Source organism: Pseudomonas sp. OVF7 (assembly GCF_030644265.1).
Classification (GTDB): domain Bacteria; phylum Pseudomonadota; class Gammaproteobacteria; order Pseudomonadales; family Pseudomonadaceae; genus Aquipseudomonas; species Aquipseudomonas gorinensis.
The window spans coordinates 6,089,524-6,101,528 of sequence record NZ_CP128996.1; the positions used below are offsets into that span (position 1 = coordinate 6,089,524).

The window sequence follows — 12,005 nt, forward strand, 5'->3', positions numbered from 1 at the left end:
TTACTTCTTCGCGGCGAACAGCGCGTCGAGCTTCTGCTCGAAGGTGTGGTAGTCGATGCGATCGTAAAGCTCCATGCGGGTTTGCATGGTGTCGATCACGTTCTGTTGGGTGCCGTCGCGGCGGATCGCGGTGTAGACGTTCTCGGCGGCCTTGTTCATGGCGCGGAAGGCCGAGAGCGGGTACAGCACGATGGAAACATCGGCAGATTTCAACTGTTCGACGGTGTACAGCGGCGTTGCGCCGAACTCGGTAATGTTAGCCAGGATCGGCGCTTTCACCCGGGACGCGAACAGCTTGTACATCTCCAGTTCAGTGATGGCTTCCGGGAACACCATGTCGGCGCCCGCCTCGATGCAGGCGGCGGCACGCTCCAGCGCCGACTCCAGGCCCTCGACCGCCAGGGCATCGGTACGCGCCATGATCACGAAGCTGTCATCGGTGCGCGCATCCACGGCGGCCTTGATGCGGTCGACCATTTCCTGCTGGGACACGATTTCTTTGTTCGGACGATGCCCGCAACGCTTGGCGCCAACCTGGTCCTCGATGTGGATGGCGGCAGCGCCGAACTTGATCATCGACTTGACGGTACGCGCCACGTTGAACGCCGAGGAGCCGAAGCCAGTGTCCACGTCCACCAGCAAGGGCAGGTCGCACACGTCGGTGATGCGGCGCACGTCGGTCAGCACGTCGTCCAGGCCGGTAATGCCCAGGTCCGGTACGCCCAGGGAGCCGGCAGCCACCCCGCCACCCGACAGGTAGATCGCCTTGAAGCCCGCGCGCTTGGCCAGCAGCGCATGGTTGGCGTTGATTGCGCCGACCACTTGCAAGGGCTGTTCGCTGGCAACCGCGTCACGGAAACGCTGGCCTGGAGTGGTGTTGTTATTGGAACTCATGACTCACCTCGCTGAGTGGCTGTCTGGGGAGCGCCGTCGGGAAAATGACGGGCGATATTGCGTTTGGATGCACCGATATGGCGGCGCATCAACAGTTCGGCCAGTTCACCGTCGCGATCGGCAATCGCGTCAAGAATGCGGTGATGCTCGGCAAAAGCCTGGCGTGGACGATTGGGGGTGGCGGAGAACTGGATGCGGTACATGCGCACCAACTGGTACAGCTCGCCGCAGAGCATTTGGGTCAGGGTGCGGTTACCGGCACCTTGAATGATCCGGTAGTGAAAATCGAAGTCGCCTTCCTGCTGGTAGTAGCCCAGGCCGGCCTGGAACGCTTCGTCGCGTTCATGGGTGTGCAGCACCTGGCGCAGCTCTTCGATTTCCGCATCGGTCATGCGCTCGGCAGCCAGGCGGCAGGCCATGCCTTCGAGGGACTCGCGGATCTCATAGAGTTCGATCAGCTCGGCGTGGCTCAACGACACCACTCGCGCGCCCACATGGGGTACGCGCACCAGCAGGCGCTGGCCTTCCAGGCGGTGGATCGCCTCACGCAGCGGGCCGCGGCTGATGCCGTAGGTGCGCGCCAGCTCTGGCTCGGAGATCTTGCTGCCGGGGGCGATCTCGCCCTTGACGATGGCGGCCTGGATACGGCGGAAGACGTTTTCCGACATCGTCTGGGATTCGTCCGAGGGCACCACCGGGGCCTCCGCTTGCTCGAGCATATTGTCGACACCTTTAAAAGCAATGTGGCAAAAACTAGCCAATCAGCCCCAGATAGTCAAAGAATAAATGCACATTGTCGACAATCGTCTAATAACCAGCCCCGCACGCGCTTGGGGCATGGCCGCCTGCCAGCGCTGGCGTCAGAAAAGCATCATGTTAGAATGCCCGCCGCTTTTGCCTGACATCACTGGATGAAACGGCGCACGAGGGAGCTTGCGCAGCAATGCCAGTCGCCTTGAATTGAACATCGCACTGCACCGCCTCAGGATCTATGAGACTCAAGCCCTTCCTTCTGATATGCCTATTGTTCGTACCGGGACTTATGCCGGCGCTAAGCGTTGCCGCCGAAAAGACCGTGTATGGCCTCAACGAATACGCCAAGCTCGCCGGTATCGACCTGGAAGTCGCGGCCAAGCTCGACACCGGCGCCAAGACCGCCTCGCTCAGCGCCCGCGATATCAAGCGTTTCAAGCGCAACGGTGAATCCTGGGTACGCTTCTACCTGGCGATCGACGCCGCCCATTCCCACCCCATCGAACGCCCCCTGGCCCGCGTCAGCAAGATCAAGCGTCGCGCCGGTGACTACGATCCCGATGAGGACAAGAACTACACCGCCCGTCCGGTGATTGCCCTGGATATCTGCATGGGCAGCGCTTTACGCAGCATCGAAGTGAACTTGACTGACCGCAGCGCCTTCCAATACCCACTGCTGATCGGCTCCGAAGCCTTGAAACGCTTTGATGCGCTGGTCGACCCCAGTCTTAAATACGCAGCAGGCAAACCCGCCTGCGCCGCCGACGCTCATACCGCCGAGTAAACCGAATGCGCTCTCTCACCCTGCACCTGAAAATCCTCATCACCCTCTTGGTGGTGCTCGGTATTTCGGTCACCGCCTACCAGATCTTCGTGCTGGGCATTCCTGTTACCGAGGACGCCACCGACGACTTGTGGAACATCGACGCCAAGGTCGAGTTCGTCGCCAACCCGAAAGACCCGGTGAAGATCCAGATGTTCGTGCCGCCCCTGAGCCGCGACTTCGTCAGCCTCAATGAGAGTTTCATCTCGAACAACTACGGGGTGAGCGTCAACCGCATCGATGGCAACCGCAAGGTCACCTGGTCGGCACGCCGCGCCAAGGGCAACCAGACCCTGTATTACCGCCTGGTGCTGACCAAGCGCTACAGCGGCGAGAAGGTCAAGATCAAGGGCCCGACCTTCCGCGACAGCATTGCCGTGGAAGGCCCGGAGAAAATCGCCGCCGAAGCCCTGCTGGCGCCGATCCGCCAGCACTCGGCCGACGTCGAGACCTTTATTACCGAAGCGATCAAGCGCACCAACAACCTCAACGACGACAACGTCAAGCTGCTGCTGGGCGGCGACCCGTCGACGCCGCACAAGGCCAAGATCGTCGAGCTGCTGCTGTCCATCGCCCACGTCCCGGTGGAAAAGGTCCACACCATCCGCCTGGTCGCCGACCAGCCGCAAACCCCGGAACTGTGGCTGCGCAGCTTCAATGGCAATGACTGGCTGTACTTCAACCCGGAGACCGGCGAACAGGGCCTGCCCGCCGACCGCCTGCTGTGGTGGACCGGCGATGAAAACCTGATCACCGTCGATGGCGGCAAGAAAGCCGTGGTTACCTTCAGCCTGAACAACAGCGAAATGAACGCGATTCGCCTGGCCAAGCTGACCGACGAAAATACCGACGCCAACTTCCTCGAATACTCGCTGTATGGCCTGCCGCTGCAAACCCAGCAAACCTTCATGATCATGGTGATGATCCCGATCGGCGTGCTGGTGATCCTGATCCTGCGCAACCTGATCGGCCTGCAGACCCTGGGCACGTTCACCCCGGTGCTGATCGCGCTGGCGTTCCGCGAGACGCAGCTGGGCTTCGGGATTGTGCTGTTCACGATTATCACGGCATTGGGCTTGTCCCTGAGGTCGTACCTGGAACACTTGAAGCTGCAAATGCTGCCCAGGTTGTCGGTGGTGCTGACCTTCGTGGTGGTGCTGATCGCCGCCATCAGCCTGTTCAGCCATAAACTGGGCCTGGAGCGCGGCTTGTCGGTGGCGCTGTTCCCGATGGTGATCCTGACCATGACCATCGAACGCCTGTCGATCACCTGGGAAGAACGCGGCGCCAGCCATGCGATGAAAGTCGCGATCGGCACGCTGTTCGCCGCCTCCCTGGCACACATCATCATGAGCGTGCCGGAGCTGATTTACTTCGTATTCACCTTCCCGGCGATCCTGTTGATCCTGGTGGGCTTCATGCTGGCCATGGGTCGCTATCGCGGCTACCGCCTGACCGAACTGGTGCGGTTCAAGGCCTTCCTCAAGGCTGATTCGTAATGTTCGGCTTCTGGAAGACCTGGAAGGCCCTGGAAGCGCGAGGGATCATGGGCATCAACCGGCGTAACGCCGACTACGTGCTCAAGTACAACAAGCGCAGCCTGTACCCGATCGTGGATGACAAGATCATCACCAAGGAACGGGCCATGGCGGCCGGCATCCATGTGCCGGAAATGTACGGAGTGATTTCCACCGAGAAGGAAATCGACAAGCTCGACGCGATCATCGGTGGGCGCAGCGACTTCGTGATCAAGCCGGCCCAGGGCGCCGGCGGCGACGGCATCCTGGTCGTCGCCGACCGTTTTGAAGGGCGCTACCGCACAGTGTCCGGCAAGATCATCAGCCATGAGGAAATCGAGCACCAGATTTCCAGCATCCTCACCGGCCTGTACTCCTTGGGTGGCCATCGTGACCGCGCGCTGATCGAGTACCGCGTGGTCCCCGACCAGATTTTCAAGAGCATCAGCTACGAAGGCGTGCCGGATATCCGCATCATCGTCTTGATGGGCTACCCGGTGATGGCCATGTTGCGCTTGCCGACGCGTCAGTCCGGCGGCAAGGCCAACCTGCACCAGGGCGCGATTGGCGTGGGTGTCGACCTCGCCACCGGCCTGACCCTGCGCGGTACCTGGCTGAACAACATCATCACCAAGCACCCCGACACCACCAACGCGGTGGACGGTGTGCAACTGCCCAACTGGGACGGCTTCATGAAGCTCGCGGCCGGCTGCTACGAGCTGTGCGGGCTGGGTTATATCGGCGTGGACATGGTGCTGGACCAGGAGAAAGGCCCGCTGATCCTCGAACTGAACGCACGGCCGGGGCTGAATATCCAGATCGCCAACGACTGCGGCCTGACCCTGCGCACCCATGCCGTGGAGGCGCGCCTGGAAGCGCTGAAAGCGGCCGGTGTGACGGAAACCCCGGAAGAGCGGGTGGCGTTCGTACAGGAAATGTTCGGGCATATTCCGCCCGTCGAAGGCTGACGCGGCCTTACATCTGTCTATCCCCGACATCCCCCCTAGGAGCAAATCCTACGGGGGACTACAATCCCCTCCCCCACGCCAACAGCTGATCCACCCCCGCATGTCGACCTGCTCCGTACACCCGCTGCCCTACCGGGCCAACCCCGCCGAGTATTTTGCGGCGATTCGCCATGCGCCAGGCGCAGTCCTGCTGGACAGCGGCAGGCCCGTGGCCGAGCGCGGGCGTTATGACCTGCTCAGCGCCTGGCCGCAAGTGACACTAACGGTATCGCCTGGTGAAAGCGGCGCAGACTTCCTGCAGCGCCTGCGGGAAAGCCTGACCCAACTGGGTGAAGCGAGCATACCCGCTGGCTTGGAACTCCCGTTTGCTGGCGGCCTGATCGGCTACTTGAGCTACGACTTCGGCCGCCACCTGGAACAGATGCCGCACCTGGCCGCAGACGATTTGCACCTGCCGGATGCGCGTTTTGGCCTGTATGCCTGGGCGCTGATCAGTGATCACCAGGCGCGGACCAGCCAGTTGGTGTTTCACCCGGCGCTGGCAGTCAGCGAGCGGCAACGCTTGATCGCGGTGTTCAGTCATGGCGTTGTCGACGGAGCAGCCACGTTCAAGCTCCTGGGCCCCATGGCCCCTGACCTGACCGCCGAGGCATATCGCCAGGCGATCGTACGCATCCAGGATTACATCCAGGCCGGTGACTGCTACCAGGTCAACTTTGCCCAACGCTTTCGCGCACCGTGCCTCGGCGATCCGTGGGCGGCCTATTGCGCCCTGCGCGAAGCCTGCCCGACGCCGTTTTCCGGGTTCCAGAGCCTGCCGGATGATGGCGCGGTGCTGAGCCTGTCGCCGGAGCGGTTCGTGCGTATCAGCCAGCGCCAGGTCGAAACCCGCCCGATCAAAGGCACGCGCCCTCGCGGCTTGACCCCCGAAGCAGACGCGGCGAATGCCGCCGAACTGCTGGCCAGCCCCAAGGACCGCGCCGAAAACCTGATGATCGTCGACCTGCTGCGCAACGACCTCGGCCGCACCTGCCGCACCGGCTCGGTGAGCGTGCCGGAGCTGTTCAGCCTGGAAAGCTACCCCAACGTGCACCATCTGGTCAGCAGCGTCATCGGTGAATTGGCCGACGACAAAGATGCCTTGGACCTGATCGCCGGCAGCTTCCCCGGTGGCTCCATCACCGGCGCACCGAAGATCCGCGCGATGCAGATCATCGACGAACTGGAGCCGACGCGGCGCGGCTTGTATTGCGGTTCGCTGGTGTACCTGGATGTGCGCGGCGAGATGGACAGCTCCATCGCCATTCGCAGCTTGCTGGTCAAGGATGGTCAGGTGTGCTGCTGGGGCGGCGGCGGGATCGTCGCGGATTCGCAGTGGCAGGCGGAGTATCAGGAGTCGCTGACCAAGGTGCGGGTGTTGTTACAAACACTGGAAAGCCTGTAGCGCGCAGTTCCTTTCTGGCTCTCAGACGCAGAGCCGGGCAGTAGAAAAAACCTGAATCAGACCCGCAGTAGACGCAGTTGAACGTCGGAGGATAGCGTCCGGCGTCAACCGTCCACCCGCCGTCTGTGAAGGATCACATGAAGCGACTGCCTACCCTTCAGGAAATATTTCCGAGATTGCATCTCCTCTCAATCGCACCTACCATCTCCCAAATTGGGAGGTTGCAGCGATGCGGATAATCGCTCTATCGACCTTACGAATATTCTGGGAAAACCAACCCGCCTATATCGATGCAAAAGCGCCGCTTATTGAATTGTATCGGCATATGGAAAAGGCAATTTACCCGACGCCACAAGCACTCAAGGCAGAGCTCAGGACCGCGAGCATTCTCAAAGGTGGCAGGGTTGTATTCAACGTGGGCGGCAACAAATATCGAGTGATCATGGCGATCGATTACCAGCGACAGCTTGGGTTCATACGGTTCGTAGGAACTCATGCGCAATACGATCAGATCAATGCGGAGACCGTATGATGAACATCAAACCGATACATTCCCGAGAGGACCTGACCGCTGCGCTTGCGCGCGTGGAGCAGATATGGGGAGCGCAACCAGGCTCGCCAGAGGGTGATGAGCTGGAAGTCCTCGCAATACTCATCGAAAAATACGAGGCGCAGCACTATCCCATCCCCCCGTCAGACCCGGTGGAAGCGATTAAATTTCGCATGGAACAGCTAGGTATGACCGCCCGGGATCTTGAGCCTTTCATCGGGACGAGCGGACGTGTATCCGAAGTGCTGAATCACAAGCGCAAGCTGAGCTTGTCGATGATCAAGCGACTGCATGAAGGCTTGAGTATTCCTTATGAGCGATTGCTTGCAGAGGGCTGACAGGAACATAGGCAGTGGCTTTACCCGTCCCATCAGCCCGGCCGAAAAAATTAAAGGCTCAACAGCCGATTCGAAGCCTTGATGAACTCTTTCTTCAAATCTTCAAACGTATGCACCGCCGGGAATTGCGGGAATTCGCGGATCACATTCTCCGGCGCATGGAACAGAATCCCACGGTCGGCCTCACCCAGCATGCTGGTGTCGTTGTAGGAATCGCCGGCCGCGATCACGCGGTAGTACAGGCTCTTGAACGACAGTACCGACTGGCGCTTGGGGTCTTTCTGGCGCAGTTGGTAGCTGATCACACGGTCGCTGTCGTCGGTGATCAGGCGGTGGCACAGCAAGGTCGGAAAGCCCAACTGGCGCATCAACGGCTGGGAAAATTCGTAGAAGGTGTCGGACAGGATCACTACCTGGAAGCGCTCGCGCAGCCAGTTGACGAACTCGATGGCGCCTTCCAGCGGCTTGAGCGTGGCGATCACTTCCTGGATATCGGCCAGCTTGAGCCCGTGTTCATCGAGGATGCGCAGGCGTTGCTTCATCAGCACGTCGTAGTCGGGAATGTCCCGGGTGGTCGCCCGCAGGGATTCAATACCGGTTTTTTCAGCGAAGGCGATCCAGATTTCCGGAACCAGCACCCCTTCCAGGTCGAGACAGGCAATTTCCACAAGACACTCCTAGTTATATTGTTCAAGTCGAGCGAGCAAAAGGACTGCCGAACTCTAGCGATTCAAGCCCGCCGCCGCAACGCGGGACGGATTTTGATACCATCGCTCCCCTATAGAGCGCTCAGCGCCATTGACCTGTAGGAACCGTCCTGATGAACCAAGCCTTCGATGTCGTTGAACTCGCCGCGACTTATGCCAACAAGTCTGCCCAGGACATTCTCAAGCTGGCGTTCAGCCAGTTCGGTGATGACCTGTGGATTTCCTTCAGCGGTGCCGAGGATGTGGTGCTGGTGGACATGGCCTGGAAGCTGAACAAGAACGTCAAGGTGTTCAGCCTCGACACCGGCCGCCTGCACCCGGAGACCTACCGGTTTATCGAGCAGGTGCGCGAGTTCTACAAGATCGATATCGAACTGATCTCGCCGGACCAGAGCAAGCTGGAACCCTTCGTCAAAGAAAAAGGCCTGTTCAGCTTCTACAAGGACGGCCATGGCGAATGCTGCGGTGTCCGCAAGATCGAACCGCTACGCCGCAAACTCTCCGACGTGCGCGCCTGGGCCACCGGCCAGCGCCGCGACCAGAGCCCCGGCACCCGCAGCCAGGTGGCGGCGCTGGAAATCGACAGCGCCTTCTCCACCCCGGAACGCACCCTGTACAAGTTCAACCCGCTGGCGCAGATGACCAGTGAAGAGATCTGGGGGTACATCCGCATGCTGGAGCTGCCGTACAACAGCCTGCATGAGCGCGGGTTTATCAGCATCGGGTGTGAACCGTGCACCCGCCCTGTACTGCCGAACCAGCATGAGCGTGAAGGCCGCTGGTGGTGGGAGGAAGCCACGCAGAAGGAATGCGGGCTGCACGCTGGGAATATCATCAGCAAGGCTTGAAGTTGATGCTGTAAAAAATGTGGGAGGGGCGGTGCGACGATTCGACTTGCCCCCGATGGCTGAGTATCAGGTACTGCATCAGTGACTGACACACCGCTATCGGGGGCAAGCCCCCTCCCACATTTGGTTTGTGTTGAGTGTTAGAAATGTACACATACATGTAACCATTGGTGCCATTTATGTGTGCAATTTTTCTTCATGCGCACCATAACGTAACACCTCCCCCCTCCCCTCGGTTGGTCTGGCGAATCGCACGCTGACAACGCAAAAATAAATAGCTGTTCAATCGGTCAATTTATATTTCTTCAAATTCAGCCAGTTATTTAACCAACCTATAAAAACGAAATTACCCAGGGCTTTCATAGATCCAAAACTGGCACGCATGTGGCTTAAGTGTAAATACGCTTTGTATACAATAAATACAAAACCTACATACACTTTTCAGTCTGCAGCTTCCCTGCAGATGTGCTGGAGCCTGCCGGAATGCGTACAAGCCTCTCGAACAACATCGCACTGGATCTGCCCTCCTCCGCCCTGAACCCCGAGGCTGCCGGCCCCGGCCCGCTGGTGCTCAGCCCGCGCCTGCACAACAAAGACCTGGCACCCACCAAGGTCGAAGGCCGACGCTGGGGGCGCTACAGCATCTTTGCGCTGTGGACCAACGACGTGCACAACATTGCCAACTATTCATTCGCCATCGGCTTATATGCGTTGGGCCTGGGTGGCTGGCAGATTTTGTTATCCCTGGGGATAGGCGCGGCGCTGGTGTACTTCTTCATGAACTTGTCGGGGTATATGGGCCAAAAGACCGGCGTGCCGTTTCCCGTGATCAGCCGCATCAGTTTCGGCATTCACGGGGCGCAGATTCCGGCGTTGATCCGGGCGGTGATCGCGATTGCCTGGTTTGGTATCCAGACCTACCTGGCGTCGGTGGTTTTCCGCGTATTGCTGACGGCGATTCATCCGGGGTTCGGCGACTACGACCACAATTCGATCCTGGGTTTGTCGAGCCTGGGCTGGGTGTGCTTTGTGACCATCTGGTTCGTGCAACTGGTGATACTGGCCTACGGCATGGAAACGGTGCGTCGCTACGAAGGCTTCGCCGGGCCGGTCATTTTGCTGACCGTCGCGTCGCTGGCCGGGTGGATGTACTTCCAGGCCGACGGCCACATTGCATGGTCGATCCGCGAACCGCTGAGCGGCGGTGAGATGTGGCGCAATATCTTTGCCGGTGGTGCGCTGTGGCTGGCGATCTACGGCACGTTGATCCTCAACTTCTGCGACTTCGCGCGCTCGTCGCCGTGCCGCAAGACCATCCAGGTCGGCAACTTCTGGGGCCTGCCCGTGAATATCCTGGTGTTCGCCGCGATTACCGTGCTGCTCTGCGGCGGGCAGTTCCAGCTCAACGGCCAGGTGATCGAGAGCCCCACCGAAATCATCGCAGCCATCCCCAATACCTTCTTCCTGGTGCTGGGCTGCCTGGCGTTCCTGATCGTCACCGTGGCGGTGAACATCATGGCCAACTTCGTCGCGCCGGCTTTTGTGCTGAGCAACCTGGCGCCCAAGTACCTGAACTTCCGCCGCGCCGGTTTGATCAGCGCCGCCGTGGCGGTACTGATCCTGCCGTGGAATCTCTACAACAGCCCGTTGGTGATCGTGTATTTCCTTTCCGGCCTGGGCGCGCTGCTGGGGCCGTTGTACGGGGTGATCATGGTCGATTACTGGCTGATTCGGAAAAGCCAGGTGGACGTGCCGCAGCTGTATAGCGAAGACCCGAATGGCGTTTATTACTACAGCCGTGGCGTGAATATGCGCGCGGTGGCAGCGTTCATTCCTGCGGCGGTGATCGCCATCCTGCTGGCGCTGCTGCCGGGCTTTGCCAGCGTCTCGCCGTTTTCCTGGCTGTTTGGCGCCGGTATTGCAGGGTTGCTCTACCGGGTGATCGCCAAGCGCCAGCCGTTCTATGCCGATGTCAGCGGTGAAAGCATTGCAGTCGATAACGTCAGTCATTAAACAAGGACCTTCCATGCGCATCCTCGTGGTCAACGTCAACACCACCGAATCCATTACCGAAACCATCGCCCAACAAGCGCGGGCCGTGGCGTCGCCAGGCACCGAGATTGTCGGGCTCACCCCCTACTTCGGGGCTGAATCGGTGGAGGGCAATTTTGAAAGCTACCTGGCGGCCATCGCCGTCATGGACCGGGTGATGGCCTATGACCAGCCCTTCGATGCGGTAATCCAGGCCGGTTATGGCGAACATGGCCGCGAAGGCTTGCAGGAGTTGCTCGACGTGCCGGTGGTGGACATCACCGAAGCGGCGGCCAGCACGGCGATGTTCCTCGGCCATGCCTACTCCGTGGTGACCACCCTGGACCGTACGGTGCCGCTGATCGAGGATCGCCTGAAGCTGGCCGGGCTGTACCAGCGCTGCGCCTCGGTGCGCGCCAGTGGCATGGCGGTGCTGGAGCTGGAAGAAGACCCATTGGCCGCCATGGAAGCCATCGTGCGCCAGGCAGAGCTGGCGATCTGCGAGGACAAGGCCGAAGTGATCTGCCTGGGCTGCGGCGGCATGGCCGGGCTGGATGAGCAGATTCGCCAACGCACCGGGGTGCCGGTGGTGGACGGGGTAACGGCAGCGGTGACCATTGCCGAATCCCTGGTGCGGTTGGGGTTGTCGACATCGAAGATCAGGACTTACGCGACACCACGGCCGAAGAAAGTCATTGGCTGGCCGACCCGGTTCGGCCACTGAAGATTAAAAGTGGGAGGGGCGCTGCTCCGTTTCAGATTGCGCTGAACTGCAGGCCCAGGCCCTGCCCCACAAACTGCTCGAGGATGAAATCCACAAACGCCCGGGTCTTGCCCGGCAGCAGTTTGTGTTCGGCGTAGTAGATGGAGATGTTGCCGTCATCGACGTACCAGTCAGGCAACACCCGCACCACCTCGCCACTGTGCAGAAACGGCACCGCCATCGGCATGCTTACCAGCGCGATACCCAGGCCTTGGGCGCTGGCACAGCAGGCGGCTTCGGAGTCACTCATGGTCATGCCGGGCTTGAGCTGCAGCGGGCGCTGTTCGCGGGCCAGGCTGGTCAGTTGCCAGGAGCGCACGCGGCCGGTTTGCGGTAATGGGATGGACGCCCCCTTCCTAACGGCATCTA

The 12,005-nt window shown here is 60.3% G+C and carries 12 protein-coding genes and 1 pseudogene; 9 read left to right on the forward strand and 4 right to left on the reverse strand.

All coding sequences use genetic code 11. The features are described from left to right. Together prpB and QU606_RS27585 are read right to left on the reverse strand one after the other, a co-directional pair. A complete protein-coding gene (prpB, locus tag QU606_RS27580; RefSeq protein ID WP_024076891.1) occupies positions 1 to 894 on the reverse strand; it encodes a methylisocitrate lyase in 894 nt (297 codons plus the stop codon). Further along, positions 891 to 1,613, reverse strand: coding sequence for a GntR family transcriptional regulator (locus tag QU606_RS27585; protein ID WP_024076892.1), 723 nt, complete (start codon positions 1,611 to 1,613; stop codon positions 891 to 893). Before QU606_RS27585 ends, prpB begins: the two co-directional genes overlap by 4 nt. A 272-nt stretch (positions 1,614 to 1,885) precedes the next feature. Between QU606_RS27585 and QU606_RS27590 the strand changes: the two genes are divergently transcribed. From QU606_RS27590 to QU606_RS27615, 6 genes are all read left to right on the forward strand, one after another. Beyond that, positions 1,886 to 2,431 carry an ATP-dependent zinc protease gene (locus QU606_RS27590; protein WP_102625418.1) on the forward strand — a complete coding sequence of 182 codons (546 nt, stop codon included), beginning with the start codon at positions 1,886 to 1,888 and terminating at the stop codon, positions 2,429 to 2,431. Between the two features lie 5 nt (positions 2,432 to 2,436). Continuing rightward, positions 2,437 to 3,969, forward strand: coding sequence for an inactive transglutaminase family protein (locus QU606_RS27595; RefSeq protein ID WP_024076894.1), 1,533 nt, complete (start codon positions 2,437 to 2,439; stop codon positions 3,967 to 3,969). Then, positions 3,969 to 4,955 carry an alpha-L-glutamate ligase-like protein gene (locus QU606_RS27600; RefSeq protein ID WP_024076895.1) on the forward strand — a complete coding sequence of 329 codons (987 nt, stop codon included), beginning with the start codon at positions 3,969 to 3,971 and terminating at the stop codon, positions 4,953 to 4,955. Before QU606_RS27595 ends, QU606_RS27600 begins: the two co-directional genes overlap by 1 nt. A 100-nt stretch (positions 4,956 to 5,055) precedes the next feature. Next, entirely contained in the window at positions 5,056 to 6,399 is a 1,344-nt protein-coding gene (gene pabB, locus QU606_RS27605) for an aminodeoxychorismate synthase component I (protein WP_024076896.1), read from the forward strand. A gap of 229 nt (positions 6,400 to 6,628) precedes the next feature. Beyond that, positions 6,629 to 6,931 carry a type II toxin-antitoxin system HigB family toxin gene (locus QU606_RS27610; protein WP_024076897.1) on the forward strand — a complete coding sequence of 101 codons (303 nt, stop codon included), beginning with the start codon at positions 6,629 to 6,631 and terminating at the stop codon, positions 6,929 to 6,931. After that, entirely contained in the window at positions 6,931 to 7,287 is a 357-nt protein-coding gene (locus tag QU606_RS27615; protein WP_069077441.1) for a type II toxin-antitoxin system HigA family antitoxin, read from the forward strand. The genes QU606_RS27610 and QU606_RS27615 overlap by 1 nt, the downstream gene beginning before the upstream one ends. Positions 7,288 to 7,337: 50 nt before the next feature. Here the strand turns inward: QU606_RS27615 and thrH are convergent, their stop codons facing one another. Beyond that, positions 7,338 to 7,955 (reverse strand): bifunctional phosphoserine phosphatase/homoserine phosphotransferase ThrH, encoded by a 618-nt coding sequence (gene thrH, locus QU606_RS27620; RefSeq protein ID WP_024076899.1) that lies wholly within the window; start codon positions 7,953 to 7,955, stop codon positions 7,338 to 7,340. A gap of 152 nt (positions 7,956 to 8,107) precedes the next feature. On the opposite strand from thrH, the gene QU606_RS27625 reads away from it, so the two are divergent. The 3 genes from QU606_RS27625 to QU606_RS27635 all read left to right on the forward strand — a co-directional run bounded on the left by QU606_RS27625 (position 8,108) and on the right by QU606_RS27635 (position 11,597). Beyond that, positions 8,108 to 8,842 (forward strand): phosphoadenylyl-sulfate reductase, encoded by a 735-nt coding sequence (locus tag QU606_RS27625; RefSeq protein WP_024076900.1) that lies wholly within the window; start codon positions 8,108 to 8,110, stop codon positions 8,840 to 8,842. 483 nt (positions 8,843 to 9,325) lie between these two features. Beyond that, entirely contained in the window at positions 9,326 to 10,855 is a 1,530-nt protein-coding gene (locus QU606_RS27630; protein ID WP_024076901.1) for an NCS1 family nucleobase:cation symporter-1, read from the forward strand. A gap of 13 nt (positions 10,856 to 10,868) precedes the next feature. Next, positions 10,869 to 11,597 (forward strand): aspartate/glutamate racemase family protein, encoded by a 729-nt coding sequence (locus QU606_RS27635; RefSeq protein WP_168232602.1) that lies wholly within the window; start codon positions 10,869 to 10,871, stop codon positions 11,595 to 11,597. A gap of 31 nt (positions 11,598 to 11,628) precedes the next feature. On the opposite strand, the pseudogene QU606_RS27640 reads toward QU606_RS27635, so the two are convergent. Further along, a pseudogene (locus QU606_RS27640) lies at positions 11,629 to 11,988 on the reverse strand (LysR substrate-binding domain-containing protein); the annotation flags it as partial. Between the last annotated feature and the right edge of the window lie 17 nt (positions 11,989 to 12,005).

Bases quoted from the DNA above. Each gene is read 5' to 3' on its own strand.
- prpB (WP_024076891.1), bottom strand. From the start codon at position 894: ATGAGTTCCAATAACAACACCACTCCAGGCCAGCGTTTCCGTGACGCG.
- QU606_RS27585 (WP_024076892.1), bottom strand. From the start codon at position 1,613: ATGCTCGAGCAAGCGGAGGCCCCGGTGGTGCCCTCGGACGAATCCCAG.
- QU606_RS27590 (WP_102625418.1), top strand. From the start codon at position 1,886: ATGAGACTCAAGCCCTTCCTTCTGATATGCCTATTGTTCGTACCGGGA.
- QU606_RS27595 (WP_024076894.1), top strand. From the start codon at position 2,437: ATGCGCTCTCTCACCCTGCACCTGAAAATCCTCATCACCCTCTTGGTG.
- QU606_RS27600 (WP_024076895.1), top strand. From the start codon at position 3,969: ATGTTCGGCTTCTGGAAGACCTGGAAGGCCCTGGAAGCGCGAGGGATC.
- pabB (WP_024076896.1), top strand. From the start codon at position 5,056: ATGTCGACCTGCTCCGTACACCCGCTGCCCTACCGGGCCAACCCCGCC.
- QU606_RS27610 (WP_024076897.1), top strand. From the start codon at position 6,629: ATGCGGATAATCGCTCTATCGACCTTACGAATATTCTGGGAAAACCAA.
- QU606_RS27615 (WP_069077441.1), top strand. From the start codon at position 6,931: ATGAACATCAAACCGATACATTCCCGAGAGGACCTGACCGCTGCGCTT.
- QU606_RS27625 (WP_024076900.1), top strand. From the start codon at position 8,108: ATGAACCAAGCCTTCGATGTCGTTGAACTCGCCGCGACTTATGCCAAC.
- QU606_RS27630 (WP_024076901.1), top strand. From the start codon at position 9,326: ATGCGTACAAGCCTCTCGAACAACATCGCACTGGATCTGCCCTCCTCC.
- QU606_RS27635 (WP_168232602.1), top strand. From the start codon at position 10,869: ATGCGCATCCTCGTGGTCAACGTCAACACCACCGAATCCATTACCGAA.